The sequence below is a fragment of the Nocardia aobensis NBRC 100429 genome (assembly GCF_000308375.1).
GTDB lineage: Bacteria > Actinomycetota > Actinomycetes > Mycobacteriales > Mycobacteriaceae > Nocardia > Nocardia aobensis.
In genome coordinates this window covers 1-26,616 of record NZ_BAFQ01000286.1, presented here as the reverse complement: position 1 = coordinate 26,616, position 26,616 = coordinate 1, and the positions used below count along the sequence as shown (strand labels likewise).

Here is a 26,616-nt window from a genome sequence, read left to right as displayed (position 1 = left end):
GGAGATCGTGGCAGAGATAAACAAAGGTGGAAATGTTCAGTTTTCCGACACCGAGCGGGCAGAGCTGGAAAACCATTCAGTCACGCTCGCATCGGGCGACCGGCGGGATGCGATACGATTGGCCGATTCCTGGGCTGCGCACATCGAGAAAATCGACAATGACAGGGCACTGCCTTGGTCCGACCGCAGCGTTTGGAACGAATACGACTTTTGCGCAGCCCTGACCATACGAGACTACCTGAACTCTGCGATCGAACTCCTGCCCCCGCCGCTGGCCGAGAAGGTCTCGACATATACATCCGAGGCCGATAACCGATATCTGTCCATCACAGTAGAGGATTCAGGAAAGCGTATGTCTGCAGTTGCAAAGGTTGATCCGAACACGCGCCAATGGTGGTGGTATCGCGTGCCGGACTCCGGCCCTATTCTGGAGGACCTTGCACGCTGGGATCGCTTCGAGGACTCTCGATAACTGATCATGAGGAAACTCGCGTGACTTCGAACCACGCATGAACCGCGCGACTGGCCCCGTAGGGTGCACCTCTGAGGGTTGATGGAAGCCGATGAAGCATCTCGGGTCGTCGTTGAGCATGACGACCGCTGGCTGTTCAAGCCTCTACGGGGGAGAGCCGTCAGTAAACGTGACAAGAACCCAGCTGTCACGCTATCGGATGGTTCTGGAACAGTTGCCACATGCGATTCCGCACATCGGCGCCGCGGTCGCCGCTCGGCCAATCATGGCTGCCGGCTTTGTATTTGCGCCAAACGACGTTGGCGCCCTGCTCGCAGGAGTATCGATACCCTTCCGCCACTTCGGGTCCGGTTTCGGTGGCGGCGTCGTTACTGCAGCCGATGGTGCCGCGCCACTGCAGGTGCGCCGCGTAGACCGGGGCCTGGGTGAAGTCGTTGTCGGCGGTGAAGAATCCGAAGGACAGTTTGCGGATCGGTACGCCATCTTCGCAACCTCCGTGCGAGCCGCCGGCGTACATCGCCACCGCTCCCAGCTGGGCTGATGCGGCGCAGGCCATTCGGGAGGTCATTTGGCCGCCGTTGGAGTGTCCGGTCATGTAGACCCGCTTGGTGTCTACACAGCGGTAGCCCTTGATATCGGCGATGACCTGCAGTAGGAAGTCCACGTCCGTTCGGTTGCCGTTTTCGAAGTACCAGCTGCGGTTGGGTGCGGGTACGTCTTTCTTGCCACCCAGCGGATAAGCGACGATGAACTTGTGCTGGGCGGCTAATGGTGTCCAGCCGGACTGGTTCTCATACGTAGTGGGATTGCTCCCGCCGCCGTGAAGAGCTAACAGTAGCGGTGCGGCACTGGTCAGGCCACTGGGTACGCGGAGGAGGTACGGCTGGTCGTTGACGGTGCGTGTCTCCGAGGTAGCGGCCAGCGAGCAGGCGGCCGGTGAAGCGTTCGGCTCCCCCGGAGCCGGCTCGGCTGCGACGCCCGCGCTCGGCATCGCCAGCGCGAAGACGGCGGACATGACTGTTACAGCCCGGCATACCGGTCCGGACATGCGAATGCGATGCAACGAATCCTCCCGCCCCACAAGGACATTGAATTACTTCCATTCAAATCTATCGCCGCACAGGTTGGTTCGCTGAGGTTCGTAAGCATTTGCGACAACTCCCCAGCCTCGCCCTCGGAGGTGGGTCGGATCCGCGCGGATGTCCGGCGCGGTGAACATCCGGAGCTGCAAAGCCGGCCGATCCACTCCGAAACATGATCACTTCACACTATGCTGGCTCGAACACTGAAACCTGATGCAGTTGGTTCGGGAGGATCACCATGAAACGGCTTGCCGTCCTCGTAGTCGCAGTCGCCGCCGTCGGGATCGCCCCGGCCGGGATCGCCGGCGCTGAAAGCGGAATTCCCTTGGAGTACAACAACACCGAGGAGATCACCGCGAACGGCCCAGTCGTCCTGCAAACCGGCTCGACGGTGATCGATCTGCTCGCGTACATCGGCGCGGGATGCATAGGCAGCTGGAGCCCGGCTCCGCCCGCGCACTGCCTCTGACAATTCGACGCGGCTGCCATGGGAGCCCGTCCACGCAGACCATATCCGCGAACTCCGGTCGAAGCCGGTTCGACAGCATCACGCGCCGGGCCGCACCGACCTCGCTCCCACCCGCGACACTCTGAGACAATGGGGACGTGAGCACCACCATCAGCCACAAGCGTGGACATCGACTCGGCGACCCGACCGGCGCCGCGACCGGGACAGCGGCGCTCGTCGCCCGGTAATTCGATGTCTGACCACGAAGTACCGGAATCACGATCCGCGCCGAAGACAACAGGGGCGGGCGCGCCGAAAGTTGTCCAGCTGCCGCGGCGTCCCCGACGGGTGGCGGACGACGCCAAGCCTGCTCGTAAGACGTGGCGTTCAGAGGGCGCCCGCCGTGTCAACGATCCGGCGCCGACCAGGCCCGTCATGCGGTCGGAATTGCAGCGAGAGACCGGGTCGTGGCCGGCGGATTCGAGTACCGCGTGGCATGGTCCCGCGGTGGCTGATACCGGCCCCGCAGTGGCCGATGAAGGTCCCGCATCGGTTCATGCGGGCCCGGCCGATCAGGACGCAAGCGTCGTCGACCTCGACGAATTGCGACGGAAGCGAGCCGGTGAACGCGCCCCCGCCGCCGGAATCCGTCGCATCGCCAAACCGCGCCGAATCGGCAAAGGTCCTGGTGATCGATCCGGTGCCGAAAGCGGCGACGGCAACCCGGACGAGGCTCATGATTCTCCGTCGACCGACGGATACACCGGTCGCCACCGCAAGTAGCCCCGGGTGGCGTGAGCTGAGATCGCCGCGCCACCAAATTTGTTCTATTTGCCCGTTTTTGGCGTTTTGACTACCCTCTGACCACCATCGAAGGTACGGGGGGACGGTCATGGATCTACATCAACTTCGGTACGCGAATCCGGGCAGCTGGCAAGCCGCAGCCGACGATCTGCTGGCGGCGGCCAAGGATTGTGAGGAGGCCGTCGCCGAGATCCATGCCAATGGATCGCGTCGGCTCGAGGAATCCTGGACCGACTATCTGGGCGAGCTCGTGCGCGGGCGGATTTCCGATGTCACGGGGAAGCTGGAGGAGGTCGGCGTGCTGTTGCGGGGCGCCGTCACCGCGCTGGACACGCTCGAGGATGCGGCACGGATCGCGCAGGCACAGGCGAGTTCGGCGATCACGGCGGGAACGGTCGCGGGCCTGGACCTCGAGGGCGATGTTCTCGTCGTCCCGGCCGGGCATCACGATCCGGAGACCGCGGCGGACGACTGCCGGCGATACAACGCGCTGATCAAGGATGCGATCGATGCGGCGGATCGCGCCGACCAGGAGGTCGCCGGCGCGCTGCGCAAACTGAACATCAACGTCGACACCAGCTCGCTCGATGACGCCCTGAAACAGCAGTCCGCGGCGGTGGCCGACGCGCTCGACGCCATTCGCGAGACCCTGCCGCAAGGTCAGCCCGCCGATGTGGTCAAGGCATGGTGGGACTCGCTGCCCGTCGATCGGCGCAAGCAACTCATGTTGGCGGTGCCGGTCGAACTTCACGATCTCAACGGGATCCCCGACAGCGTGAAGAAGGAACTCGAAGGTTCCAACGGCTACAACGCGGTCAAGGCGGTGCAGTTCGCTCGCGACCACGCGAACGATACGTCGATCGACAAGTTCCAGAACAATTGCGCGAACTTCGTCTCCACCACTCTCGCGTCGGCCGGTCTCGATTACAAAGGCACTCTGACCACCGATTCGGACGGCTGGAACCGCAGCCGGGCATCGGGAATCGACTTCGATCCGCCGGGGCCTGGCTCCCTGCAGGGACTGAGCCACAGCGACACCTGGTTCAATGCGGAGAAGCAGAAGAATTTCTTCCTGAACAACGGAGCGCAGGAGGTCGGGACGGCCGGGGCGAAACCAGGCGATCTCGTGTACTGGGAGCACACGCAGAACGTCGGCGACTACAAGCCGGGCGAAGCGCACCACACGGCGGTCGTGACCGCCGTACTTCCCAACGGTGACATTCTCTATTCCCAGCACACGACGAACGGGAAGGATTTCAGCCTGACCGACCGGATCGGATTCTCGAATCAGGACGGCGGCACACAGAACGTCCGGATCATTCGGCCGAAGGAGACCTGGTAGTTGAAACGCCCCACGATCGTGTCAGCCGCACTGTTCCTCGCCTGCTTCGCAGCTGCCGTTCTCCTCCTTGCGGTTGCCGATCACAAGCTGGATGAGCGGGCCGAAGCGCTTCTCGAATCACATTGTGCGCGAACCATTCCCGTTCCGACCGCCGCCACCGTCGCGAGCTGGGCCGCGACAGTTCTGTTGATCTGCGCTGCCGCGGCAGCAGTGGTGTTCCTCGTGTCCGCCACGCGTTTCTCCTCGACGCCGGCGAAGGTCCTCGGGATCGTTGTCGCGGCCTCGGCGGTGATCATCAGCATCGGTTACGCGCTGGTCGTGGGATCCGCACTGCTGCAACCGAATACCGATGAACCGATCTCGCCTCGCTACCATCCGTGCGAAGCGTTCTTCTGACAGGACCTCACCATGACAGACGTCTGCATCGACCCCGCGACGGCGCAACAGGCCGGGGTGGACATCTCCACCAACAGCAACGAATCCCGAACCCGCGTCGAGCAACAATTCGACGAGATCGAACCGGCGCGGCAGGCGAACGAAGGCTGGCAGACCGGGCCCGCGCTCGTCGAATTCGCTTCGGCGCGAAAGCAGGACATCCTGTCGAGCCTGGCGGAACTCGAGAGCATCGGAAAGAAGATCGTCGAGATCGTCAGCGCGCGCACGAGTGTCGACGAACGCTATGCGACCAGTCTCGGTCGCATCGGCAAGGCCGTGGACTCCATGTCCGAATAACAGTGGGCCACTGTGCGAGTGTCACCCCGGCATGGCCGGCTTGTTGTTCAAATTCAGTGGCTCGGTGCGGGGGAAGGTCACCGGCAAGGCCGTCAATGCTCGGTGGAACGGGCCGGGGCGCCAACTCGGGGCGTCGGTCGCGAGCTCGATTTCGGGCAGGGCGTCGAGGAGTTGGTCGATCGCTTCCTGGGCGATCAGGTACGCGATCGACTGGGCGGGGCACGCGTGCGGGCCGATGCCCCAGGCCAGGTGGGATCGGTTGCCGGTCATATCGTCGCTGCGAATGACGGGATCGTTGTTGCAGGCCGACATACTGATCACGACCGGCTGATTGGCGGGTAGCCAGACGTCGTCGATCAGCATCGGCTGGCGGGGGTAGGTGATCAGCAGGTTCGCCAGGGGCGGGTCGTTGAACAACACCTCGTCCACCGCGTCGCGGGAGGAGAGATTTCCGCCGAGCACACTGCCGCCGAAACGGTCGTCGGTGAGTACCAGCAGCAGGGTGTTGGCGATCAGGTTCAGCTCGAATTCGATTCCGGTGCCGTAGATCTGCGACACATGATGCGAGACCTCGGTGTCGTCGAGGGCGGCCGGATGTTGTTGCAGGACCGACGTGATGTCGTTGCTCGGGGTGGCTCGTTTGAGGCGCACCAGGCTCATCAGCGCCTCGCCGAGAATGCGGTTGCCTTGTTCGGCGTCGACACCTTCGAGCAGCTTGGCCGTTCCGGCCGCGACCTGCGCGCCGATCTCCGGCGGGCATCCGAGCATGACGTTCACGAGCTCGAATGCCAGTGGATAGATGTACTGGGTGATCAGTTCCGCCTGGCCGTCCTGGCAGAAGCTGTTGATCAGGGGAAGTGTGGCCTTCTCGACCGCCGCGCGCAGCGAGTGCAGATCGACCGCGTCGATACCGGCGGTGATGGCCTCACGGTACCGATGGAAATCGGAGCCGGAACTTCTGCTCGCCATCGGGCGCCATTCCAGCAGCGGGAGGATCGGGCAGTCCGAGGGCACCGTCTGCTGCCACACGCGCGGGTCGGCGGGAAAGTGTTCGGGATCGTTGAGAATGCGCACCGCGGTGCGGTAGCCGATCACCAGGGTCGCGGGCACGCCCGGCGCCAGTTCGACGGGTGCGAGTGAGCCGTATCTGCTGCGCATTTCGCGGTAGACCCGATGCGGGTCGTCGGAGAAATCGGGGGTGTACAACGGGACGCGCGGGCCGTCGGAACTCGTCGGCGAGCCGTGGGCAACGGGACACATCGTCGGGCGGGTCGGGAACTGCGACGTAGTCATCAACCACTCCAGTTGTCGTATCGCGCGCCGTATCGAACTGCTCGAGGGGATGTCGCGCGCGTCGAAGGCTGCGCTGGTCGCGCCCGGACGACCCTGGCCGGGACGACCATCGGCAGCACGATGATCATTCGTGGTACAGCGTTGGTGCGTCAGACGCCGAGGGCGCCCAGGGAATCGTTGTCGTCGATGGCGGTGGTGATGCGCCGCAACAGGGTCAGGCAGGTTTCGTTCGACTGCATCTTGGGCTGGTAGCTCGCGCGTCCGATGGTGAAAGCCCATGCGGCGTAAGCGAACATCGACTGCTGGCGGTAGAGCAACCAGGCGTCGTCGAAGGCCGGCGGCTTACCGCCCGCCGCCCCGAGTTCGTCCAGGTACACCGCGAGCAGGTCCCTGTCCCACACCCGGCGGTCTTCCGGCTCGCATCCGGAGTTGACGGTGTAGGCGAAATCGTGTGCCCATCCGCCTCGCATGACGACCTGCCAGTCCACGAAACCCATGCGGCCGGCGCTGGTGACGTAGGTCTGCCCGATGTGGGGATCGCCGTGCAGCAGCGTCGGCGGAACCTCCTCGGTCGCGATGGACACCGCCCGTTCGACACCGGCCCACAGCCGTTCGCTGCTGCCGTGCAGGGCCGGCGGAACGACCTCCTCCGCGCGGCGAAGGCCCACCTCGCACCGCTTCTTCATATCGATCGCGGAGAGGTACACGTCGAGCATGTACGCCGGGGTGTTGAGGGCGTCGATCGCCTCGGATTCCCAGAAGGTGCCGTGCAGCCGGGCGAGATTGCGGACCAGATCCTCGGCTTGTTCGCGAGTGATCGTGGCGGTGGGCTCGCTGAACACGGCGCCGCGGGTCGCGGCGATGTCCTCCATCAGCGCGATCGACCGCCAGGACGCCGGGTCGGACGCGCCCCAGTATCCGATCGGCGCCTCGATGTCGACGGCGGGCCGGAAGTCGCGGAAGAACCGGGTTTCCCCGTCGATCATCTTTCCGCCACCCAGCAGTATGCGCTGGCTGAAACTGGTGGTGGTCTTGGCGAACAACCGGGTCGGCAGCTGCGCCTGGCTTCCCGCCTCGTTGTATTCGACCCGGATCGCGACCCTCGTCGAGGTGCCGCTACTGCCGTTGGAGGTCTCGAAGCCCGTCACCTCGGCGCCGGGAACATCGCGGCACAGCACCGCGGTCAGCCACTCGGGGGTGACGTGGTCTCCGGAGATCGGCACGTCGTTCAGGGAGCGCGATCTCGGGCCGCGAATCTTCTCACCCAGCATCCGGGTACCAACGGTGGCAGAACGACCGAGCAACCAGAGCTTGTGATTCACGCACGTATCTCGATTCCACTGTAAGACAACGATTATCCGAGCGAACCGGCGCCCTCACCGATCCGGCGCCAGAAGCACAGTACCTTACAGCACTCGAAAGCATTGCAAGACAATAAAATACCGATTGCCTCAATTCTTCGACGCCACCCGCGGACAGGCGGATGGAGTTACCCGCCGGTATCCCGAGGGTAGCCGAGTCCGCTCTCACGCCATTCGAAACAGACTGCGCGGCAGGTATTCCCCAATCGCGGAAAACCGCCGGCGCTTGCGCGTCGGCTGAATCGGCGCAGCGGGTCACCATCGGTCGGCCCCGCCGGTTCATTCCGGCGCGGAGTCACGGCCGTCGGCCGCGATCAGCAGCGCGGCGAAGGCGAGCGGCGCTATCGTCTGATAACCGATCCAGAGCTCGCCGGCCGTCCGGTTGCCCTGCCATGCCAGCAGCAGCGCGACGACGGTCACGATCGACCAGCCGCTGTCGTAGCCGATCATGAGCCGCATATACGTGCTCACCGGGCGGTTGCGCAGGTAAGCGAGTTCACCGCCACCGGCGATGAGCAGAGTTGCGGCGCAGGCGATCAGCAGCCAGGTGGCGACGCCGAGTCGATGACTCAGCGATTCGGCACCGACGATATAGACGGCGGCGAGCAGTATTTTGACCGCGCCGTCGGCAAGAATGCCGACGGCTTGCCCGGTGATCGGCGTCAACGGAGTGCGAATCATCGTTCCCTCTCGATATGCGGCGTCACACGACGGCGTCGACACGAAAGACGGCGCAGCGGCTCGCCGCGTCGGCGAAGCTGTCCGGCGAGCCGGATTCCACCAGACCATTTCTGACGAATGCCTGTGCGCCCCTCGGGTTTTGCTTAGGAAAGGCGCGTAGCACGGGCCCGCGATGTTGTTCGGGCACTTCGATCAGGTCGACGGTCCGGGACTTGCGGCCGCGCGTGAGGACGCCACGGCCGGCGGCTCGGGCATTCTCGACCCACTCGGCATCGGGGTATGCCTGCACGAGGTACTGGACGCTGTCCAGCTGTATCGGGGCGACGGGAGTGGTTCGGGGATTTCCCGTCGAACGACCGGCCACGGTGAGCAGGTGAATGGGGCCGAACGGCAGGCCGATGCGATGGGCGAGTACGACGATGCGATTGCGGATATCGCGTCGCGCGGAGGGCGACCGGCGCGGATTTTCCCGCATCGGCCGGATATCGTCGTCGGTCGAGGTGAATCCGACCACCGCGACGATCACCAGAATGAATGCGACTACGGCGCAACCGGTTCGGGTGAAATGAAACAATTCCCAGCGTCGCAGGGTATCGGCGTAATCCGCGGGCGCGGTGCCCACCGCCCATTGTTTGATCTGCTGGTTGATCGGCACATTCCCGAATCGCGTCACCAGGAACGAGAGAACCACCAGCACGGTGGCGCACGCGGCGACCCGGCGCCGCCCTCCCCGCGATTGCACCGCGAGCACCAGGGTGGCGAGCACCGCCAGCGCCATCAGCGATTGCATGACCGGACCGTTGACTCGCATGAGCGCGACGTGAAACGTGAACCGGACCTCGAGAGGCACTTCACGAAACGCGTACAGCACGTTGACGGCGCCGTAGCCGAACGCTCCGGCCAGGAGACCGGGGAACAGGAGTGCGGCTCCCCGGATGGACTTCGACAGCATCGAGACTCCCATCGGAATATCGCAACATCGAGTTGCGATATCGTCAGGATGCCCGCCCGTCCGCGATATCGCAACTAGGAGTTGCAATGAGTTCGTCCGCGCCTCTGGGACGTGGGCCGAAGGTCCGCGCCGCCGTGCTCGCCGCCACCGTCGACGAGCTGAGCGAACGGGGATACGCCGCGTTCACGATCGACAACGTCGCCCAGCGCACCGGCGTGCACAAGACCACCGTCTATCGGCGATGGCCCGATCGCGACAGCCTGATCGCCGAGGCGCTGGCCGAGAGTGTCGCGACGGAAATCCCCATCCCCGATACCGGGTCGGTCGACGAGGATCTCCGCGCGCTCGCGCGCAGCCTGGTCGCGTGGACCACCAGCGCCTCCGGCCGGGCCATTCTGGCGGTGATGGTGTCCACCGCGGCGGGCCTGCCCGCGCCTCCGAACTCCGCACGGCACGTCTTCCGCGATCGGATCCGGCAGACGCTGCCGGTCGTGACGCGGGCGGTCGCTCGCGGGGAGCTGCCCGAGGGCACCGATCCGGCGGAGATGATCAAAACGCTTGTGGCGCCGATCTATTTCCGCGTACTGATCACCGGGGAGCGGGTAGACGACAGCACCGCCGATGCCGCCGCGAGGGTGGCGCTGACCGCGGCGCGTGCCCAGCTGTTCACCTGAACGCGCGTTCGCGGATTCGGTCGCTCAGTCGGCAGTCGTCCCCGGCATCGCATCCCTGCCCCATGTGGTGAGCCGCAGACGGCTCTCGCTGTTGTGCCAGTGCGTGATCGAGGCGTTGGGCACCGGCGGCAGTTCGGCAGGGGGCGGCGCGCCCACGCCGGCCAGGACATGCGCGGCGGTGACGACGACCGCGTCGTGCGCGACGATCAGAATCCGCTCGGCGGTGGTCCGGTCGAGTTCGGTGAGCAGATCGCGCATCCGCAGCGCGACATCGGCCGGCGATTCCCCGCCCGGCGGACGATAGAACCATTCGCCGAGGCGGGCGCGGCGCTCGTACTCCTGCGGCGCTCGGCGTCGAATCGCTTGCGGCGTATGCAATTCGAAGATCCCCATCTCGCGATCACGGCAGCGTTCGTCGGTCACGGCGGGTACGGCTCCGGCCCCTTCGGTGATGCCGTCGGCGGCGCGGGCCATCGTCGCCCAGGTCTGCTGGGCGCGCACATACGGCGAACACACCACCAGTTGCGGCGCCCGATCCGGCCTCAGGCCGGCCAGCCACCGTCCGAGCCGAGCGGCCTGCTCGTATCCCGTGGGCGTCAGCTCGACGTCGGAGTCGTTTCCCGGTAAGGGCTCGTCGGCACCGGCATTGAACGCGGCATTGGCCCGGCTTTCGCCGTGGCGGATGATCCAGAGGTCGCGCATGCGATACCGCGGCGGAATTTCTGTCGAGCGGTCCTCGCCTGCCTGCGGGGATGCGCCCGTCGGGTCCGGGCCCATTGCCGTCATCGGATCCTCCCTGTTTCGGGTCCCCTGGACCGGAAACGCGCGCGCTCCGGGAACCGCGGTTCTACACGAGCCTCGTCAGCGTGTTGCGCCGATCGAGAAGACGATGTCGATCAGGCGGGTGAAGCGGGTGGTCAGGTCGTCGGCGGATTCTTCGGGATGTGCGCGCGCCCAGGCCATTACCGCGTCGACCGCGGCGGTCCAGATGCCGGCGAGCGCTTCGATATCGCGTTCGTCGGTGTCGCCCAGGGCGCCGAGGAACCGGCGCACGCCCGAGTCGGCGTGTGCGGCGATCCGGTTGCGGCAGCCGTGCACCAGATCCGCTACCGCGCCGGTCGCCGGGGCGGTCGGGTCGTGGATGATCCGCCAGGCGGTGCGGTCGGGGCCGAGGGTGTCGAAGAGGCCGCGCAGTGCGTTACCCGGCATCGCGAAAGGTGCTGTGGCGGGGTTCATTTCGTCGTCGAGGCGTTCCAGTAGCGGGTCGGCCAGGGCGGTCAGGCATTCCGCGTAGAGCTGTTCCTTCGAGGTGAAGTGCTGATAGACCAGCGCCTTGGAGATGCCCGCGCGCCCGGCGATGGACACCATCGATACGGCGGCGAACCCGCGTTCGGCGAACTCCCGCATGGCGGCGATGAGGATCTTCTCGCGGCGGTCCTGCGCGGGCATGCCCTTGGTTCCGAGTCCGGCGGCCGTTGACATGCGCCCGAACTTACCCTACGGTCACTTCCATTGAAGTGACCGTAGGGTCATATAGCCGTTCCGGAGAGTGCCTGCGATGACCCTGTGGGAACAGATCAACCAGCCGGTGACCTACGCGGTGCCGTTCTTCGTGCTCGCGATGGTCCTGGAGATCGCCGCCCTGCGCGGTCATGCCGAAGACCGCGCCGGCTACGACGTGACCGATGCGCGAACCAGCCTGGCCATGGGTTTCGTCTCCCTGTTCATCAGCGGTGCCGCCAAATTCGCCGCACTCATCGGCTACGCCGTGCTGTACGTGCACGCGCCGTGGCAGGTCGATCCGCGCAATCCGCTGTCGTGGCTGGCGGTCATGCTCGCGGTGGATCTGCTCTGGTACGCCTATCACCGCCTCGCGCATCGCGTCCGGGTGGTGTGGGCGGCGCATCAGGTGCACCACAACAGCCGGTACTTCAACTACGCGACCGCGCTGCGTCAGAAGTGGAATCCGTGGTTCGAACTCCTGGCCTGGGTGCCGCTGCCGCTCTTGGGCGTGCCGCCGTGGATGATCTTCACGGCCTGGTCGTTCAACCTGATCTACCAGTTCTGGGTGCACACCGAGACCATCGGGAGGCTGCCCCGCTGGTTCGAATTCGTCTTCAACACGCCGTCCCATCATCGCGTGCACCATGCCAGCGATCGGGAATATCTGGACCGCAACTACGGCGGCATCCTGATCCTCTGGGACCGCATGTTCGGCACCTTTCGCGCCGAAACCTTCCGCCCCACCTACGGGCTCACGAAGAACATCGAAAGCTCGAACGTCCTCACACTCCAGTACTACGAATTCGGCGCGCTGTGGCGAGATATACGCTCCACCAGACGAATTCGCGAATGGGCCGGATATCTGTTCGGGCCACCAGGGTGGCAGCCCGGCGCCACGGACCCGAGCGAGAGCGGAGATCGGCTACCTCGCTGACCGCACCGGGATCAGCTCCGGTCGCACGCACCGGCGAAATCGGGAGCGACGCCCCCCTGTCTGCGGGAGGACTCGACGAATGTCCGCCCATGATCGGCTGTGGTGCCCGGGTCGGTTACCGTGCCTTGGTGACCGACCGTATGCGCCCGACCTGTGTGGTGGTGATGGGGGTCTCCGGTACCGGGAAATCGACGGTCGGTCGTCTGCTTGCCGACCGGCTCGGCATTCCGTTCGCGGATGCGGACGATCTGCACTCCCCCGCCAATATCGCGAAGATGTCCGCGGGTATTGCGTTGACGGATCAGGATCGCGGACCGTGGCTGGCGGCGGTGGGGCGCTGGTTGCACGAGCGCATGGTCGAGAAGACCGGTGGTGTTATCGCGTGCTCGGCGCTGAAGCGGAGCTATCGCGATATCTTTCGGACCGCCGCGCCCGAGGTGTTCTTCGTGCATTTGACCGCGAATCGCGAGGAATTGATCGAGCGTATGACCGGCCGCCGTGGCCACTACATGCCCGCCTCCCTGATCGATTCGCAACTGCGCACGCTCGAGCCACTGGACGCCGCCGAACGCGGGGTTGTTCTCCCCACCGATCGCGCACCGGAAGTCCTCGCGGAGAATGCCGCCGCGCTGCTGCACATCGGGTAGTGCGTTTCCGGGTCGGCGCCGACGGCACACGGTCGATGTCTCGGTGATCGGGAGGTGTGCCCTGGCCCGCTCACGGGAGTTCTAGCGTCGACGCGTGCCGCGCAACCAGACCTTTCCCCACCTGCTCGCCCCCGGGACGATCGGCCCGATGACGGTCCCCAACCGCGTCGTTCTGCCCGCGATGGATATGAACCTCTGCGACGACGGCGAGATCGAGCAGGGCGATATCGATCATTTCGCCGCCCGTGCGGCCGGCGGGACGGGGCTGATCATCACCGGATGCTGTGCCGTCGCCTACCCGGTGGGCTGTGCGAGCACCAAGGAACCCGGGCTGTCCGAGGATCGGTTCATTCCAGGTCTCCGCGCACTCGCGGACGCGGTCCATGCCGCGGGCAGCAAATTATGTGTGCAGATGACGCATCACGGGAAGATCGCCCGGATCGATACCGTGCAGGGGCGGCCGCTGCTGGTTCCGTCGGCGCCGCGCGGCTCGGCGGATATGTCGGCGCTGGCCGACAACACCCCGGAAGAATTGCAGAAGCTGGCGGCTGTCACGGGCGGTAAGCAGGCGACCTACCGCGAAGCCACACAGGACGATATCGATTGGGTCGTGCGGTGTTTCGCGGAGGCCGCGGGGCGGGTGCAGGCGGCCGGTGGCGACGCCGTCGAAATTCATTGCGCGCACGGGTACATACTCGGCGGCTTCCTGAGCCGGGCGGACAACAAGCGAACCGACGAATACGGTGGCTCGCTGGTGAATCGGGCGCGATTGGCGGTCGAGGTGATTCGCGCGGTCAAGGCGGAGGTCGGCGATGCGCTGGCGGTTCTGGTACGGATCGCGGGGCGTGAATTCGGTGAGGACGATGCGCTGACCACCGAGGAGGCGAAGCAGGCATCGGCGTTGTTCGAGGCGGCCGGCGCGGACGCGATTCATGTCACCGGCTGGGGCCGAAACCCGTTCTCCAACTTCACCGATGGGCCGCTGCCCGACCGCGTCGGCGCCTATACGGAATTGGCGGGCGAGGTGAAGAAGGCCGTCTCGATTCCCGTGATCACTGTCGGCCGGGTATTGCCGGAGATCGGTGAGAAGGTCATCGCCGAGGGCAAGGCGGATTTCGCGGCGATGGGACGGCAATTGCTCGCCGACCCGGAATTGGTAAACAAGTTGCGTGCCGGGACACCGCAGAACGTTCGGCCCTGCATCAATTGCTATGCGTGCGTTCAGGAGAACTTCTGGGACGACACCCCGCTGTGTGCGGTGAACCCGGCACTCGGCGACGAGCGAGTCCTTCCGTTGGTTCGCGGCACGACATCGAAACGTATCGTCGTGGTCGGGGCCGGTCCCGGCGGGCTCGAGGTCGCCCGTCTCGCGGCCGAGCGTGGACACCGAGTCACGGTGCTGGACAAGGCGGATCGCCTCGGAGGCACCCTCTGGTTCTCCAGTCTGACCACTCCGGACAACGAGCGCCTGCTGAACTGGCTGAAGAGCCAAGTGGAGCAACTCGACATCGATATCCGGTTGAAGACCGAGGCGACCGTGCCGTTGATCCGGGCGCTGAATCCCGACGTGGTCGTTGTCGCCACCGGCGCGGTGCGGGATCGACCGGCGGTCCCCGGCAGCGATCTGCCGCACGTGCACACCGGTGATACGTTGCGCGCCTTGATGACCGGTGTCGGAGACGTATCCCGGGTGCCACCGTTGCTGCGCACCGTCGCGAAGCTGGGCAAGGTTTCCGGTGTCACGAAGAGCCCCGGCGCGATCCGATCGGTGACGCGCAGATTCCTGCCGATGGGCAAGAACGTGGTCGTGATCGGCGGTTCGCTTGTCGGACTCGAACTTTCGGAATTCCTGGCCGAACGCGGACGCGCTGTGACGCTACTCGAGGAAGGTCAGCAGCTGGGCGTGCCGATGGCGATGCCTCGGCGGTGGACGGCCGTTCGGCATGTCGGCGAGGCGGGCGTCACCATTCACCGGCACGCGACCGTGCAGCGAATCACCGAGCGGCACGTCGAATTTCGCGTCGGCGACCGGATTTCGACGGCGGCGGCGGACATGGTCGTGGTCGCCTCGGGTGTTTCTGCACAGGCGCCCCTGGCCGACGCGCTGGCGGGGCTGGTTCCCGAAATGCATGTGGTGGGTGACGCCGGATCGGTCGACTACATCGAGGGCGCGATCCACTCGGCATGGAAGGTCGCGGCAGCGCTGTAAGTCAGCTCGGGCGCAGCGAATTCGGCTCTCACGGTACACCCTGGCGATTTCAGGCTCAGAGTCGCAGGAGTTTCCTTATCCCCCAGCGCATTCCACGTCCGATGCCGACCAGGAACACCACGATCGCCACCGCGCCCAGTGCGCAGCGCAGCCAGTACGCCGCGCCGACCGGGGCCTCACCCATGGCCGCGTGCAGGCCGTTCTGCCATGCCGCCGCGCGCACGACGACCGCCGTCACCACGAATCCGCAGAGCAGCAGGATCGGGACGCGGTGGCGGCCGAAGCGTTCGTCGATATCGAAACGCCAGTGGCCCAGAGTCGTTCGCACCAAACCGGCCACTCCGATCGCGAGTGCCACCGGCACACCGGTGAGGATGGCCTGGGATACCGAGGTGCGCGGCAGGACTGCCGGAAGCAGTGACATCACGACGGCGAGGGTGACGGCGACGACGGTATCGATGCGCGGGCGCACGTGGAGGGACCGATTGCGGCGCGGCTTCGTCGTCGCGTCGGACCGGGGGGTTGTGCTCTCCACTGTCATAGCGGTCACCCGGCGGCACCGGCTTCCGCGACGGCGTTCGGGGCCGCCAGGCGAGCCGGCCGCAGGCGCCGCCACGCCACGATGCCGACGATCGCCGCCGAGACCGCTCCGACCGCGGCTGGACCCCCGAAGTGGAGCAGCTGATCGCTGAGCCGTTCGCCGGACAGTTGCGCGCCGAACAGAAACTCCGGGTCCGGGGTGGCGTAGTTCTGCCGCCGGGAATTCAGGTCGACGCCCGTGGTGGCGACCGTCGCCAGGACATCGCAGCGGGCGCGGGCGGCGGTGTCGGCGCGCGTATCGCAGGCGGCGTGCATGCGGCGCTGCAGGGTGGCGTCGATGGCTTGGCGTGCCCACGGCTGCAGCGGTTGCTGCCGCTGTTCGGCGTATCGCAGCATGTCGTAGCCCAGGTCGTGAGCCTTGCAGGCCTCGGTGAACTCGGCGGGAAGCTGGATCGGCGATGAGCAGTCTCCGTCGGGATCGACGAGAATCCCATTCTCGACCACCGGTCGATAGCCCGCCTCGGCCGCGAAATCAGCGGGCAGGGCCACCGACCACGGGTGGTCGCCGACCAGATCGGTGACGGCCGCGCGGGCCGGCGCATTCTCCACACCCGGCTTCGCCACCGCCGCCGAGGCGGGCATGGCGGGCGCGAAGGCCAGCGGCACCATGGCTGTCATCACCGCCAGCATCACCGAGACGACCACCTGGCGGACCTTGCCCAGGCGTCGTGGCCGGCGATCTCGGGCGGGTGCGGTGGGCGTCGATTCCGGCAGGGCATGCGGCCCGGCCGGACCCGGTGATGCGTCGGTCATGGATGCCGAAGGTAACCGATTCAGCTGAGAAAGACCGACTCGTGGGCGTCAATTCTTCATCAGCCCGATCCAGATGTGGTCGCGGGCGCGGGTCAGCGCCACCATGGTCTGCCGCGCCGCCAGCTCCGCCCGGTCGCGCTCGCTGCCGCGCAAACGGTCGACGGGTGCGGTCGGCGCGTCGGTGAGGTGGAACACCGCGGCGAAGTCCATCCCCTTGGCGCGATGCACGGTTCCCACCTTCACCGCATCGTGCTGGGTGCCGTCGTAGTGTTCGAGCGAGACCGCGGGAATTCGCTTGCGGCGCAGTGCTGCTCGGATCCTTTCGGCCTGTCGGTCGGTGTCGGTGATCACGGCGACGTCGGAGTGCGGACATCCGGAGTCGGTCAGCGCCGCGATCACCTTCTCCTCGGCCCGCGACCGCGAGAAGGTTTCCGAGCGGGCGGTACCGCCCGGCACTACGACCTCGCTGTCGCGCAGGACGAAGCCCGGTGCGCCGTCGAGGTCGTCGACCGTATTCGTGGCGTCGACCCGCTTGGCGTAGTCGTGCACGGCCGCGCGATTGCGGTAGTTGGTGCGCAGCACCGCGCCGCGGCCGACGATCGGGATGCCGGCATCGGACAGGCGCCAGCCGCCGGGATAGACCTGCTGCTGGCCGTCGCCGACCAGTAACAGCGGCGAGGTGGAGGTACCACCGGCGATCTGGTGCACAAGTTTGAGTTCCATCAGCGTGAAGTCCTGGACTTCGTCGACAACCACCAGGTCATAGGGTGCGTCCAGCGGCGCCGCGCGCAGTTCGTCGATCGCCAGATCGATGACGTCGTTGAAATCCACCGTCGCGAGGTCCTGCAGCGCCGCCTGATACGGCAGGTACAGGTGAGTCCAGACGAGCTCGCGGTGCGTTTTGTCCAGTCGCAGGCCGTTTCGGCCCACCCGGTCGATCTTCAGATAGAGGTCGCGATCGATACCTTGGCCCTTGATCACCCGATGCAGTTCGTCCTTCCAATAGCTCGGATTCGGTTCGAGGGGTTCGAGGTGGCGGCGAGCGTTGCGCCAGGCGTGGTAGAAGGCGTTGTCGCCGCTGCCCAGGCGGCAGCCGATATCGCGGCTGCGCAGAAACTGAGTGGTCCAGGCGTGGAGTCCGGCGAACTCCACCCGCTCACCCGCATGCGGTGCGAGGCGCCGGAAGCCCGATTCGTGATAGGCCGGCAGCGTGCGCACGAAACTGGTGAAGAGCTGCCGCCCGGCGCCTTCTTTGGACATCCGTGCCATGCGATGCAGGGCGACGACGGTCTTCCCGGTCCCCGCCGGACCGCTGAATCGCGCGGGGCCGTTGTAGTTTCGGTAGACGAGGTCGAGTTGGGCCGGGTCGAGAAACGTCATCCATTCGCTGAAAGGTCGCTTCAACGCTCGCGCTGGTTCGTCCGCACGCAGTGTCGTCGTCTCGAAAAGCCCGTCGGCGGGCAGGGGTTCGGGCACCGCAGTGCTGTCCGCGGACAGCAGTGCGAACCAGGTGTTGCGTTCGGCCACCGCCATCGCGATCTGCCGGGCGCTCCGGCCGGGCAGGCGCGCTTCGGCGAACAGCCACGCGGCGATGGTGGCCGGATCGACCGCGACGTAGCGGGCCTCGACCGGAGTGTCGGCCGCCTCGTCCATCAGCAGCAACACCTCGATCATATGCGGCACATACCGGGTGCGGCCCGCGGTGAGATTCGCGAACGTCTCCTCCGCACGCCACCGGATCCGGCGCAATTCCGCGGCCGACGGCACCACCTCGGTGAGGACCAGGGCGAAGACGCCGCCCGGGCCGACGGCATAGGCGTCGAAGCGATCCGAACGGCTGTTCTCGCGTTCCACGAGCACATGCCAGCCGTTGCGCATCAGCGGCACCGACAGGAACCGGCGCCAGGCCGGCGTGAGTACGGTCAGTTCGCCGAGCTGTTGCGCCACTCTGTGGCGACGCCGCTCGAAATCGATATCGGCCATCACGGGCCCCCTTACCGGCGTAGCCGGGCGGGTCCGTGGTGGAGCCGCCACACCCCTGGCTACCAAAACCTGTGTCTATCAAGGTATTACATCGCATGAGGGAGTGCAGAGGATACGGCCGGAGAAGCTCGGCGTGAGCGGTCTACGTCGGCCGATCCCGTTCGGCGGCATCGAGATCCGGCGTCCACGCGACGCCGTTGATGTGGCTGCCGCCGTCGACGAACAGGGTGTTTCCGGTCAGATACCGCGAGTCGTCGGAGGCGAGGAATACGACCACGGGCGCGATGTCGTCGTACGGATCACCGATGCGCCCCATGGGGTTTGCCGCGTCCGCCATCGCTTCCATCTCGGGGTGTTCGCCCAGTACGCGCAGGAAGCTGCGGCTCTTGGCGGCCGGGCAGACCGCGTTCACCGTCACGCCGGTGGGCGCCCATTCGCGGGCGGCGGTACGGGTCAGGGCGCGCAATGCCTCCTTGGCGGCGTTGTATTCGAGCGAACCCATATGAGCGTTGACGCCGTTGAGGCTGCACATGTTCACGACTCGCCCCCACCCGCGGCTGCGCATATGCGGAAAGGCGGCGCGCATGGCCCAGAACGGACCGTAGTAGCCGAGGGCGATGCCGTGCGCGAGTTGTTCGTCGGACTTGTTCTCGACGCGGCCGATCGTTCCTCCACCCCAGGCGTTGTTGACCAGGATGTCGATGGAGCCGTATTCGGAAACCGCTGTCCGTACGACGTTTTCGACGTCCTCGCGGTGGCGGATGTCGGCCGCGACGAATCGGCCGCCGTTCTCCTCGGCGACCGTGCGGCCCGATGTTTCGTCGAGGTCGGTGATCACCACCCGCGCGCCTTCGTCGGCGAACCGGCGGGCGATCCCCGCCCCGATACCGGCGGCGGCCCCGGTCACCACCGCGACCTTGCCGGCGAGTTGTCCACTCATCGCGCCACGGCCTCGATTCCTGCGGTCAGCAGTTCGCGGGCTGCCGGGTCTCCGTCGACCGTGCGGGTGGTGCGGGCGGTGATCTGCCAGCGGCCGTCGATCCGGCGCAGGGTGAAGTGGTTGGCGCCGGTGCGGGCCACGACATTGCGGCCGTTGTGCTGGACCACGAGGACGGATTCGCAGACCGCGACCGCCTCGTCGCCGTCGACGGTGACCACCGCCGGCCCGTGGAAATGCAGGCAGCCTCGCCCGATCAGCCCCTGATGGGCGTCGGAGCCGACCATCGCGGCGACGTCGGCGCGGCCGCGCATCTGCCAGTCCTCGACGTCGTAGGTGCCCTCGGCCGACCACAGATCGGCGGCGGCGACGTTGCCCGCGTCGACCAGCGGGCCGTACGAGGCGATGATCCGCTCGATCGCGCGTTCGTCCTCGATCCGGGCGAGGCGGCGGTGCAGTTCGGCCAGTTCGGTCACGGCGAAATCCTTCCGATGGACAGGCGGCCGGCCGATTCAGCGGTGGTCCGGCCCACTCGGGTCGAGTAATAGCGCACGCCCGGGTGAGGTGGTGCCGTCGTTCCGGCCATCGGGACCCGGTGAGCGTTCCGGTGGTGCGGATCACCGCGGCCCTGACGCCCCGATTCCGCCGAACAGCGCCGATGTAGCCTGGTCGGCCGTGGCGATGGCGGCCGTGGACCCGCCGTGCCGCTGCCCGCACCACCCTCTTCACGTCCCGGAGGTCTGCCATGACGACGTTGTCCTCGCCCCGTTCGGACGGTCCGGCGGCATCGCCGAACCGCTACGAACGCTTCGTCGCGTTGGGCGACAGCCAGACCGAGGGGCTGTGGGACGGCGACGACGGCACCGGTCTGCGCGGGTGGGCCGATCGGCTGGCCGAGCGCCTGGTTCAGGACAATCCGGAGATCCGGTACGCCAATCTGGCGGTGCGCGGTCGCCGCCTCGCGGAGGTCCGGGACGAACAACTCGACGCCGCCTTGGCGATGGACCCGGATCTGATCGGCATCTGCGCGGGCATGAACGATGTCACGGCTCCCGGCACCGATTTCGCCGCGGCGCTGGATCTCATGGAGGAGCTGTACGCGAAGCTGACCGCCTGCGGCGCAACGGTGGTGACGACGACCTTTCCCGATGTGCGCCGCATCGTGCCGCTGGCCGCCCGCTACATCGGACCACGCGTCGACCTGATCAACGATCGAATTCGCCTGTGCGCGAGCCGGTACGGCCTGCGCCTGGTCGATCTGTTCGGCGCCGCGTCGATGGTCGATCTGCGCATGTGGAGCGCGGACCGGCTGCACGGCTCCGAACTGGGCCACGAACGCTTCGCGCTGGCCGCCGCGGAGGCACTGGGTCTCGACGGCGCCGATCACAACTGGGCGCTGCCGCCGGAGGACTCCGAGCGTTTCCGCGCGGCCGGTGCGGTCGGCGAACTCGCCTGGGTGGCAGCGACATTGCGCCCGTGGGTGTGGCGGCGGCTGCGCGGCGTGTCGACCGGTGACGGCCGGCCGGCGAAACGCCCTGAACTGCTGCCGGTCATGCCGGGCGAAATGTCCTGAATAGCCGGAGGATTCGCCGCGCAGCAGTTTGTCCGCTTCGCCGGAAACCGAATTTTTCTTCGGGTCGGATCCCCCGCAGCGACCGGCGATGCGGTAAACAATTCGGGTGGACAGTGACGGTCGGCAGGACCGACGCGGGCTGAAACTCCTCACCGAACGGGCCGGCGAGCCGTTCGGGTTCGTCGCGTCGGCGTTCGAGCCGATACGACTGACGCAGGCGCGGCGCTGGGCCGAACTGTCCGTCGGCGAACTGGCGGACGCGGCAGGCCTGTCCGCCGCGGTCGTCGAACAGTACGAAATCGGCGCCGTACAGCCCGATCCGGACGTTCCGGCCGACCTGGCCAGGGTGTTGAAAGTCCCCGTCGACTACTTCGCCACCGGACGCCCGATGTGCCGGATCGACGCCGCGGACCTGCATTTCGACGATCCCGGTTCGGCCACCGCATCCGATCGGGCGAAGGCGGTGGCATTCGCGGAATACCTCTGGGAGTTGGCGTATACGCTGGCCTGCCGGATGCGGTTCCCGGCGCTCGACCTCCCTGCCTTCGAAGAAGGAGCCGCGCCTGCCGACGCCGCGCGCCTGCTCCGCGACCACTGGGGCATCGCACCGGGTCCGCTGGCGCATCTCGGCGCGACACTCGAGGCGCGCGGCATCGTGGTGGCCTTCGCGCCGGCGACGAGTGCGGCCATGGCTCGGGTCGGCACCTACGCCGCGCACACCTGGGGGCGCTCGCTGATCGTCGTGGCCGCCCGGCACACGCAATGCGTCTACGGCTACCGGTTCGCGTGTGCGCGCGCACTCGGCCATCTGCTACTGCACCCCTGCCCGCTGCCGGGAGACCGGACGCAGGCGGAGGAAGCCGACCGGTTCGCCGCCGAACTGCTGGTTCCCGCCGATGACATGGATCAGCTGTTTCCGTCGCCGATCCACTTCCCCAGCCCGGCGGCGCTGGCACGGCAGTGGGGTGTGCCGACCGAGGTGATCAGGCGGATCGGCCAGGACCGAGGGCCCCGCATGCACATTCTCGAACCGACCCGGACGCTGGATCACGACCGTGAGCCGGTCGCCGAATATCCCGGCGAGGCCCCCGGATTGCTCGCGGAGGCCGTGGCGCGGGCACACAGCGCGGGGTTCGGGCGCGCCGAACTCACCGACGAACTGCGGTGGACCTCATGGCTTCTCGCCGAAGTCCTCGGCGAGGCGCAGGTCGGTCCGCACCTGTCGGTCGTGCACTAGCCCCGCACTTCCCGCATCACCTTGGCGAACCCCTCCATCGCGGGCTCCAATACGGTGACGTAGGAGAACCCGTAGCGTTCCCGGCGTTCGCGCACCTGATCGGCCATCTCGGCGGGTGTGCCGATCAGCAGGGTCGGCGCGTCCAGCACCTCGGCGACGCTCAAATGATCCATCTGCGCGGCGATCTCGGTGGCGGCGGCCTTGCGGTCATGTGTTTCCACAACCTGCTGGACCAGGATGTTGAATTCCGGATCGCGGTCGTACTCGGTGACGAAACGCCGTGCCGCGGCAACACGTTCGTCGACCGTCTCGGCACTGGACAGGCGCATCGAGCCGTCGGTGGCGCCGGGGACGGATTCGCCACCGGTGAACGCGATGATGTCGGCGTGGCGGGCGGCCAGCCGCAGCATGCGGTTACCGCTGCCGCCCAGCAGAATGGTGGGATGCGGTTCGGGCAGCAGCCGCCGGAGTTCGGTCAGCGTCTTCTCGAGGTGGTCGACGCGGGTCCGCGGGGTGCCGAAATCGATGCCGGCTTCCTCGAATTCGTCTCGCACATAACCGGTTCCGAGGCCGAGCTCGAGTCGGCCGCCGGTGAGCTGGGCGGTGCTGACCACGTCGCGGGCCAGCAGGACCGGGTTCCAGAACGCGGCATTCAGGACGAAGGTGCCCACCCGCGGGCGTTCGGCGGCCTGCGCGGCGGCGAGCACCGACGGGAAGGGCGCCGGGAGTTCCAGGTGGTCGGGAACCAACAGCACGTCGTAGCCGAGCGATTCGGCCCGCCGGCATTTCGTGGCCCACTCGTCGGCGGACCCGGGATTGAGGAAGTTGACTCCGAAGCGGAATTCGCGCACTCCACGACTCTATAGGCGGCTACTCGGCCATCGCATGTTCGCGTTCGACAACGCTGGTCGGGATCTTCGGCAGGGCGGCCGGGTGTTCGTTGCGCAGCCAGGCCAGCAGTTCCTCGCGCACCGCACAACGCAGCGTCCACACGTCGTCGGCATTGCGGGCCGACATGGAGGCGCGGACCTGGATGCCGAAGGGGGTGCTGTCGGTGACCAGCAGATTCCAGCTGCGGCCGTCCCAATCGTCCCGGGTGCGCAGATAGTCGCGCAGATGTTCCCGCAGTTCGGCCACCGGCGTGCTGGTGTCCAGGTAGAGGAAGACCGTGCCGGTGATCTGCGGGCCACCCTTGGACCAGTTCTCGTACGGTTTGGAATTGAAGTACGAGACCGGCATGGTGAGCCGGCGGTCGTCCCAGATGCGGACGGTGAGGAACGACAGCGTGATCTCCTCGACGGTGCCCCACTCCCCCTCGACCACCACGGTGTCGCCGATCTTCACCGAATCACCGAACGCGATCTGGAGGCCGGCCACCAGATTGCCCAGCGTCGACTGTGCGGCGACACCGGCGATCACGCCGATGATGCCGGCCGAGGCCAGCAGTGAGGTGCCGAGGGTACGCAGGTTCGGGAACAGCAGCAGGATCGCGACCGCGGCGGTGGTGATCGCCAGCACCGTGGTGATGATGCGCCGGACCAGCGTCAGCTGCGTATGCAGCCGCCGCACCTTGGCGATGTCGCTGGTGCGATGAGCGTATTTGTCCAGCATGTTCTCGGCGACCGCGTCGACGGCGCGCATCACCACCCAGGCGGCGGACAGGATCGCCACCGCGGCGAGGACGTTCAGCACGACCGCGTCGTGGCGCAGGTTGATCTCTGCCAGCGGATAGGTGAAATGCAGTGCAATCGTCGCCAGGAACACCTGCAGCGGCAGGTGGATGCGACGCAGTAGACCGGGCAGTCGGTTAGCGGGATGCTTCTGCGCGGCGTGACTCAACAGGCGGTCGACCACCGCGCCGATCGAAATGGTGACCGCGAGTGTCGCGGCGAAGACCACCAGCGGCCGAAGTACCTCCTCCAAGGCTTCCAACTCCTCGCGACGGCTGTATGTCGGGCTTGCTCGTATCTCGGGCTTTCCGCCACGCTACCGAGGGAATCCGCAGCTCGCCGCCGCCTGCGGCTGTGCGAAATCCGACACTTTCGCGACCTGCGCCGATGCGGTGAATAGTGTTTCACGGCAAGGCTTCCGGGTATTTTCCGTTTCTCATCCGGGTTCGCCGGCACCGTCCGCGCGAGCGATACACGCCGATCCGTCGCGGGGCGTAGCCGCGGATACGCCCGCGGACGCAGGCACGATTCGCCGAAGCGTCCTACGCTGGGTGCATCGTGATTTCGTTTCCCCGGTGAGGCGGTTGCCATGACCGATTTCGACCCCGCGGTGTTCGGGTCGCCGAGCGTCCGCATCGGCACGGCCGAACGTGAACAGGCCGCGGCCGCCCTCGGCGACCATTTCGCGGCCGGACGCCTCGAGCTCGACGAATACGACGAGCGCGTGAGCCGTGCCTACGCGGCGAAGACCGCCGCCGACTTGGTCGTCCTCTTCAGCGACCTGCCGCGTCCGCAACCCGCCCCGCCGGCCCGACCGCGGCGGGAGCCCCGGCGCGCGCGTCCGGTGTTCCCGGCGCTGCTGCTGGCCGCCGTGGTGGTCGCGGTCGTGATCGTCGCCACCACTCATATGATTCCGTTCTTCGTCTTCCCGGCGCTGTTCTTCCTGTTCATCCATCACCGCCGCGGATACGGCCCGCCCGGATACGGCCCCCGCCGGCACTACCGGGTGTGAATGCACGGCGCGGAGCCGGTTCACGCGGACATGCGCAAGATCGGTCAAGCGCGCCATGACCCGCGCCGACCACACTGAACGGTGTGACGACCGGACGTGACCGATTACGGGAACTGCTCGATTCCGTTCTCGACGAGAACAACACCACGCTGAGTGCGATGGCGCAGGGCGCGTTCGTCTCGCCCTATCACTTCTCCCGGCAATTCTCGCGCGGTACCGGCGAGTCGCCGGTGGCGATGCGGCGGCGGGTGCTGCTCGAGCGCGCAGCATGGCAGTTGTGTGGCGGGGCGGCGGTGACGGATGTCGCCTTCGCCGCCGGATACGACTCGGTGGAGGGATTCAGCCGGGCCTACAGCCGCGCCTACGGACATCCGCCGAGCGCGACGCCGGCCGCCACGCGCACCCGCTGGCTCCCCGCGGTGAACGGGATCCATTTCCACCCGCCGATGTCGCTGTGGGTGGAGGGCGAACCGAAAGGCAGACACGATATGGATCCGACATCGCTGCTGCTGCACCACGACGTGGAGGACACGCGCGAACTCCTCGACATCGCGAAGGGCCTGGACGAGCACCGGTACCGGCGGCAGCGTTCGACCGCGGCGGTACTGGCGTGGGACGGACCGGATGCGTCGATCGCGACCGTCCTCGCACACCTGGTATGGACCAAACAGGTGTGGCTGGCCGCCATCGAAGGCACCGAGCAACCCAACCGCGGATCCGACGACCTCCCCGAGCTGACACGGCGATTCGAGGAGACGGTGCCGCGGTGGCTGGATACCGTCCGCGACATCGACCGTCGCGGCGGCTGGGACGACACCCTGATCGACGCCCTGTGCGAGCCGCCGGAAAGTTTCGTTCTCGGCTCCGTGATCGCCCACGTGCTCACCTATTCGGCCTACCGGCGACTGCTGGTGCGCCAGTGGATCGACAGCGAATTCCCCTATCGGACAACCGAACACGACAACGGCGACCCCATCATGTGGTTGCGCAGGAGAGGATGACCATGCCCCGCACCGTGTACTACACCGCCACCACCCTGGACGGATTCATCGCCACACCGGACCACCAACTGGACTGGCTGGTGACCCGGCAGGTCGACAACGACGGCCCGATGGGGTACGACGCGTTCATCGCCGACATCGGCGCTATCGCCATGGGCGCCAACACCTATCAATGGATCGTCGACAATCATCCCGGTATGGAATGGCCCTACTCGATGCCCGCGTGGGTCTTCACCCATCGCGACTTCGACCCGCGCACCGACGATGCCGACGTGCGGTACACGCAGCAGCCGATCACCGTGGTGCACAAGGAGATGACCGACGTCGCCGCGGGCAAGAGCATCTGGATCGTCGGCGGCGGCGAGCTGGCGGGACAGTTCGCCGACCACGGATTGCTGGACGAAGTGTGCGTATCGATCGCGCCCATCACACTCGGGGCAGGACAGCCACTGCTGCCCCGCCGGGTCGAGATGAAGCTGACCGAACTGGCGCGCAACGGTGAATTCGCCTGTGCCCGCTACGACATCGTCCGTTAGCGGACTGCGAACCCGCCGCCTACCGGCAACCGGGTGCTTGTCGCGGCACGACGACGATGAAGCCGTGTCGCGCGGGTTCACCCGGCTCCGGGTCGGTCACGACGTCGGTCAGGCGCCGGGCGGCGGGGGCAGGGGGCGGCCGGTCGGGGCCGGTCGGCGGCGGGCAGGGCTTGCCATCGG

The 26,616-nt window shown here is 66.7% G+C and carries 29 protein-coding genes; 14 read left to right on the top strand and 15 right to left on the bottom strand.

All coding sequences use genetic code 11. From position 1 onward, the window contains the following. Nucleotides 1-7: 7 nt before the first annotated feature. Entirely contained in the window at nucleotides 8-472 is a 465-nt protein-coding gene (locus RJ03_RS37530) for a hypothetical protein (protein WP_157163540.1), read from the top strand. Nucleotides 473-659: 187 nt separating this feature from the next. Here the strand turns inward: RJ03_RS37530 and RJ03_RS30640 are convergent, their stop codons facing one another. Beyond that, on the bottom strand, nucleotides 660-1,487 hold the full coding sequence (locus RJ03_RS30640) for a CE1 family esterase (protein WP_036509246.1): 828 nt from the start codon (nucleotides 1,485-1,487) through the stop codon (nucleotides 660-662). A gap of 305 nt (nucleotides 1,488-1,792) precedes the next feature. On the opposite strand from RJ03_RS30640, the gene RJ03_RS30635 reads away from it, so the two are divergent. Then, nucleotides 1,793-2,023 (top strand): hypothetical protein, encoded by a 231-nt coding sequence (locus RJ03_RS30635; protein ID WP_036509245.1) that lies wholly within the window; start codon nucleotides 1,793-1,795, stop codon nucleotides 2,021-2,023. A 366-nt stretch (nucleotides 2,024-2,389) separates the two neighbouring features. Here RJ03_RS30635 and RJ03_RS37525 read toward each other — a convergent pair whose 3' ends face one another. Continuing rightward, nucleotides 2,390-2,740: a hypothetical protein gene (locus tag RJ03_RS37525; protein WP_157163539.1), complete on the bottom strand. Its 351-nt coding sequence runs from the start codon at nucleotides 2,738-2,740 to the stop codon at nucleotides 2,390-2,392. A gap of 154 nt (nucleotides 2,741-2,894) precedes the next feature. Between RJ03_RS37525 and RJ03_RS30625 the strand changes: the two genes are divergently transcribed. From RJ03_RS30625 to RJ03_RS30615, 3 genes are read left to right on the top strand one after another with little or no spacing between them, the layout of a single operon-like run. Beyond that, nucleotides 2,895-4,148, top strand: coding sequence for an amidase domain-containing protein (locus tag RJ03_RS30625; protein WP_036509241.1), 1,254 nt, complete (start codon nucleotides 2,895-2,897; stop codon nucleotides 4,146-4,148). Beyond that, nucleotides 4,149-4,544, top strand: a complete 396-nt coding sequence (locus tag RJ03_RS30620) for a hypothetical protein (RefSeq protein WP_036509239.1) — start codon at nucleotides 4,149-4,151, stop codon at nucleotides 4,542-4,544. It abuts the gene before it with no gap. Nucleotides 4,545-4,556: 12 nt separating this feature from the next. Next, entirely contained in the window at nucleotides 4,557-4,880 is a 324-nt protein-coding gene (locus RJ03_RS30615; RefSeq protein WP_036509238.1) for a hypothetical protein, read from the top strand. Nucleotides 4,881-4,901: 21 nt separating this feature from the next. Here RJ03_RS30615 and RJ03_RS30610 read toward each other — a convergent pair whose 3' ends face one another. From RJ03_RS30610 to RJ03_RS38190, 4 genes are all read right to left on the bottom strand, one after another. Next, complete coding sequence (locus tag RJ03_RS30610; protein ID WP_036509236.1) at nucleotides 4,902-6,173, bottom strand: cytochrome P450 family protein; 1,272 nt, start codon at nucleotides 6,171-6,173, stop codon at nucleotides 4,902-4,904. 149 nt (nucleotides 6,174-6,322) lie between these two features. Then, on the bottom strand, nucleotides 6,323-7,444 hold the full coding sequence (locus RJ03_RS30605; protein ID WP_245552437.1) for an aminoglycoside phosphotransferase family protein: 1,122 nt from the start codon (nucleotides 7,442-7,444) through the stop codon (nucleotides 6,323-6,325). 369 nt (nucleotides 7,445-7,813) lie between these two features. Then, nucleotides 7,814-8,215 carry a hypothetical protein gene (locus RJ03_RS30600; RefSeq protein ID WP_051025458.1) on the bottom strand — a complete coding sequence of 134 codons (402 nt, stop codon included), beginning with the start codon at nucleotides 8,213-8,215 and terminating at the stop codon, nucleotides 7,814-7,816. A 22-nt stretch (nucleotides 8,216-8,237) separates the two neighbouring features. Beyond that, nucleotides 8,238-9,167 carry an anthrone oxygenase family protein gene (locus RJ03_RS38190; RefSeq protein WP_083871448.1) on the bottom strand — a complete coding sequence of 310 codons (930 nt, stop codon included), beginning with the start codon at nucleotides 9,165-9,167 and terminating at the stop codon, nucleotides 8,238-8,240. An 86-nt stretch (nucleotides 9,168-9,253) separates the two neighbouring features. Between RJ03_RS38190 and RJ03_RS30585 the strand changes: the two genes are divergently transcribed. Further along, complete coding sequence (locus tag RJ03_RS30585) at nucleotides 9,254-9,841, top strand: TetR/AcrR family transcriptional regulator (protein ID WP_051025457.1); 588 nt, start codon at nucleotides 9,254-9,256, stop codon at nucleotides 9,839-9,841. Between the two features lie 24 nt (nucleotides 9,842-9,865). Here the strand turns inward: RJ03_RS30585 and RJ03_RS30580 are convergent, their stop codons facing one another. Together RJ03_RS30580 and RJ03_RS30575 are read right to left on the bottom strand one after the other, a co-directional pair. Beyond that, nucleotides 9,866-10,627: a histidine phosphatase family protein gene (locus tag RJ03_RS30580; protein WP_245552436.1), complete on the bottom strand. Its 762-nt coding sequence runs from the start codon at nucleotides 10,625-10,627 to the stop codon at nucleotides 9,866-9,868. 75 nt (nucleotides 10,628-10,702) lie between these two features. After that, on the bottom strand, nucleotides 10,703-11,323 hold the full coding sequence (locus RJ03_RS30575) for a TetR/AcrR family transcriptional regulator (RefSeq protein WP_036509232.1): 621 nt from the start codon (nucleotides 11,321-11,323) through the stop codon (nucleotides 10,703-10,705). Between the two features lie 76 nt (nucleotides 11,324-11,399). Here RJ03_RS30575 and RJ03_RS30570 point away from each other — a divergent pair, with 76 nt between their 5' ends. From RJ03_RS30570 to RJ03_RS30560, 3 genes are all read left to right on the top strand, one after another. Further along, a complete protein-coding gene (locus tag RJ03_RS30570; protein ID WP_036509229.1) occupies nucleotides 11,400-12,278 on the top strand; it encodes a sterol desaturase family protein in 879 nt (292 codons plus the stop codon). A gap of 140 nt (nucleotides 12,279-12,418) precedes the next feature. Continuing rightward, nucleotides 12,419-12,925 (top strand): gluconokinase, encoded by a 507-nt coding sequence (locus tag RJ03_RS30565; RefSeq protein ID WP_036509280.1) that lies wholly within the window; start codon nucleotides 12,419-12,421, stop codon nucleotides 12,923-12,925. A 94-nt stretch (nucleotides 12,926-13,019) separates the two neighbouring features. Next, nucleotides 13,020-15,134 carry an oxidoreductase gene (locus RJ03_RS30560; RefSeq protein ID WP_036509227.1) on the top strand — a complete coding sequence of 705 codons (2,115 nt, stop codon included), beginning with the start codon at nucleotides 13,020-13,022 and terminating at the stop codon, nucleotides 15,132-15,134. A gap of 55 nt (nucleotides 15,135-15,189) precedes the next feature. Here RJ03_RS30560 and RJ03_RS30555 read toward each other — a convergent pair whose 3' ends face one another. The 5 genes from RJ03_RS30555 to RJ03_RS30530 form a co-directional block, all read right to left on the bottom strand. Beyond that, nucleotides 15,190-15,675: an alpha/beta-hydrolase N-terminal domain-containing protein gene (locus RJ03_RS30555; protein WP_083871445.1), complete on the bottom strand. Its 486-nt coding sequence runs from the start codon at nucleotides 15,673-15,675 to the stop codon at nucleotides 15,190-15,192. A gap of 5 nt (nucleotides 15,676-15,680) precedes the next feature. Beyond that, nucleotides 15,681-16,487: a hypothetical protein gene (locus tag RJ03_RS35365; protein WP_051025454.1), complete on the bottom strand. Its 807-nt coding sequence runs from the start codon at nucleotides 16,485-16,487 to the stop codon at nucleotides 15,681-15,683. 48 nt (nucleotides 16,488-16,535) lie between these two features. After that, nucleotides 16,536-18,470, bottom strand: a complete 1,935-nt coding sequence (locus RJ03_RS30540) for a UvrD-helicase domain-containing protein (RefSeq protein ID WP_036509219.1) — start codon at nucleotides 18,468-18,470, stop codon at nucleotides 16,536-16,538. Between the two features lie 142 nt (nucleotides 18,471-18,612). Next, nucleotides 18,613-19,410: an SDR family NAD(P)-dependent oxidoreductase gene (locus RJ03_RS30535; RefSeq protein ID WP_036509217.1), complete on the bottom strand. Its 798-nt coding sequence runs from the start codon at nucleotides 19,408-19,410 to the stop codon at nucleotides 18,613-18,615. Then, a complete protein-coding gene (locus tag RJ03_RS30530) occupies nucleotides 19,407-19,883 on the bottom strand; it encodes a nuclear transport factor 2 family protein (protein WP_036509215.1) in 477 nt (158 codons plus the stop codon). Before RJ03_RS30530 ends, RJ03_RS30535 begins: the two co-directional genes overlap by 4 nt. Before the next feature lie 269 nt (nucleotides 19,884-20,152). On the opposite strand from RJ03_RS30530, the gene RJ03_RS30525 reads away from it, so the two are divergent. Together RJ03_RS30525 and RJ03_RS30520 are read left to right on the top strand one after the other, a co-directional pair. Beyond that, nucleotides 20,153-20,980, top strand: a complete 828-nt coding sequence (locus RJ03_RS30525; RefSeq protein ID WP_051025453.1) for an SGNH/GDSL hydrolase family protein — start codon at nucleotides 20,153-20,155, stop codon at nucleotides 20,978-20,980. Nucleotides 20,981-21,086: 106 nt separating this feature from the next. Then, nucleotides 21,087-22,217: a helix-turn-helix domain-containing protein gene (locus RJ03_RS30520; RefSeq protein WP_051025452.1), complete on the top strand. Its 1,131-nt coding sequence runs from the start codon at nucleotides 21,087-21,089 to the stop codon at nucleotides 22,215-22,217. On the opposite strand, the gene RJ03_RS30515 is transcribed toward RJ03_RS30520, so the two are convergent. Continuing rightward, the gene (locus RJ03_RS30515) at nucleotides 22,214-23,068 is read right to left on the bottom strand and encodes a TIGR03621 family F420-dependent LLM class oxidoreductase (RefSeq protein WP_036509211.1); all 855 of its coding nucleotides are present in this window, start codon (nucleotides 23,066-23,068) and stop codon (nucleotides 22,214-22,216) included. The two genes, RJ03_RS30520 and RJ03_RS30515, sit on opposite strands and share 4 nt — an antisense overlap. Before the next feature lie 19 nt (nucleotides 23,069-23,087). After that, complete coding sequence (locus RJ03_RS30510; protein ID WP_036509271.1) at nucleotides 23,088-24,140, bottom strand: mechanosensitive ion channel family protein; 1,053 nt, start codon at nucleotides 24,138-24,140, stop codon at nucleotides 23,088-23,090. A 336-nt stretch (nucleotides 24,141-24,476) separates the two neighbouring features. On the opposite strand from RJ03_RS30510, the gene RJ03_RS35360 reads away from it, so the two are divergent. From RJ03_RS35360 to RJ03_RS30495, 3 genes are all read left to right on the top strand, one after another. Beyond that, nucleotides 24,477-24,899 (top strand): DUF1707 SHOCT-like domain-containing protein, encoded by a 423-nt coding sequence (locus RJ03_RS35360; RefSeq protein ID WP_051025451.1) that lies wholly within the window; start codon nucleotides 24,477-24,479, stop codon nucleotides 24,897-24,899. An 83-nt stretch (nucleotides 24,900-24,982) separates the two neighbouring features. After that, entirely contained in the window at nucleotides 24,983-25,900 is a 918-nt protein-coding gene (locus RJ03_RS30500) for a helix-turn-helix domain-containing protein (protein WP_245552435.1), read from the top strand. Nucleotides 25,901-25,902: 2 nt separating this feature from the next. Continuing rightward, nucleotides 25,903-26,436, top strand: coding sequence for a dihydrofolate reductase family protein (locus RJ03_RS30495; protein WP_036509266.1), 534 nt, complete (start codon nucleotides 25,903-25,905; stop codon nucleotides 26,434-26,436). Nucleotides 26,437-26,616: the final 180 nt, after the last annotated feature.

Excerpts from the sequence above, each read along its gene's own strand:
- RJ03_RS30640 (WP_036509246.1), bottom strand. The coding sequence starts at position 1,487 with ATGTCCGCCGTCTTCGCGCTGGCGATGCCGAGCGCGGGCGTCGCAGCC.
- RJ03_RS30635 (WP_036509245.1), top strand. The coding sequence starts at position 1,793 with ATGAAACGGCTTGCCGTCCTCGTAGTCGCAGTCGCCGCCGTCGGGATC.
- RJ03_RS37525 (WP_157163539.1), bottom strand. The coding sequence starts at position 2,740 with ATGAGCCTCGTCCGGGTTGCCGTCGCCGCTTTCGGCACCGGATCGATC.
- RJ03_RS30625 (WP_036509241.1), top strand. The coding sequence starts at position 2,895 with ATGGATCTACATCAACTTCGGTACGCGAATCCGGGCAGCTGGCAAGCC.
- RJ03_RS30615 (WP_036509238.1), top strand. The coding sequence starts at position 4,557 with ATGACAGACGTCTGCATCGACCCCGCGACGGCGCAACAGGCCGGGGTG.
- RJ03_RS30610 (WP_036509236.1), bottom strand. The coding sequence starts at position 6,173 with ATGACTACGTCGCAGTTCCCGACCCGCCCGACGATGTGTCCCGTTGCC.
- RJ03_RS30605 (WP_245552437.1), bottom strand. The coding sequence starts at position 7,444 with ATGCTGGGTGAGAAGATTCGCGGCCCGAGATCGCGCTCCCTGAACGAC.
- RJ03_RS30600 (WP_051025458.1), bottom strand. The coding sequence starts at position 8,215 with ATGATTCGCACTCCGTTGACGCCGATCACCGGGCAAGCCGTCGGCATT.
- RJ03_RS38190 (WP_083871448.1), bottom strand. The coding sequence starts at position 9,167 with ATGCTGTCGAAGTCCATCCGGGGAGCCGCACTCCTGTTCCCCGGTCTC.
- RJ03_RS30585 (WP_051025457.1), top strand. The coding sequence starts at position 9,254 with ATGAGTTCGTCCGCGCCTCTGGGACGTGGGCCGAAGGTCCGCGCCGCC.
- RJ03_RS30580 (WP_245552436.1), bottom strand. The coding sequence starts at position 10,627 with ATGACGGCAATGGGCCCGGACCCGACGGGCGCATCCCCGCAGGCAGGC.
- RJ03_RS30575 (WP_036509232.1), bottom strand. The coding sequence starts at position 11,323 with ATGTCAACGGCCGCCGGACTCGGAACCAAGGGCATGCCCGCGCAGGAC.
- RJ03_RS30570 (WP_036509229.1), top strand. The coding sequence starts at position 11,400 with ATGACCCTGTGGGAACAGATCAACCAGCCGGTGACCTACGCGGTGCCG.
- RJ03_RS30565 (WP_036509280.1), top strand. The coding sequence starts at position 12,419 with ATGCGCCCGACCTGTGTGGTGGTGATGGGGGTCTCCGGTACCGGGAAA.
- RJ03_RS30555 (WP_083871445.1), bottom strand. The coding sequence starts at position 15,675 with ATGACAGTGGAGAGCACAACCCCCCGGTCCGACGCGACGACGAAGCCG.
- RJ03_RS35365 (WP_051025454.1), bottom strand. The coding sequence starts at position 16,487 with ATGACCGACGCATCACCGGGTCCGGCCGGGCCGCATGCCCTGCCGGAA.
- RJ03_RS30540 (WP_036509219.1), bottom strand. The coding sequence starts at position 18,470 with ATGGCCGATATCGATTTCGAGCGGCGTCGCCACAGAGTGGCGCAACAG.
- RJ03_RS30535 (WP_036509217.1), bottom strand. The coding sequence starts at position 19,410 with ATGAGTGGACAACTCGCCGGCAAGGTCGCGGTGGTGACCGGGGCCGCC.
- RJ03_RS30525 (WP_051025453.1), top strand. The coding sequence starts at position 20,153 with ATGACGACGTTGTCCTCGCCCCGTTCGGACGGTCCGGCGGCATCGCCG.
- RJ03_RS35360 (WP_051025451.1), top strand. The coding sequence starts at position 24,477 with ATGACCGATTTCGACCCCGCGGTGTTCGGGTCGCCGAGCGTCCGCATC.
- RJ03_RS30495 (WP_036509266.1), top strand. The coding sequence starts at position 25,903 with ATGCCCCGCACCGTGTACTACACCGCCACCACCCTGGACGGATTCATC.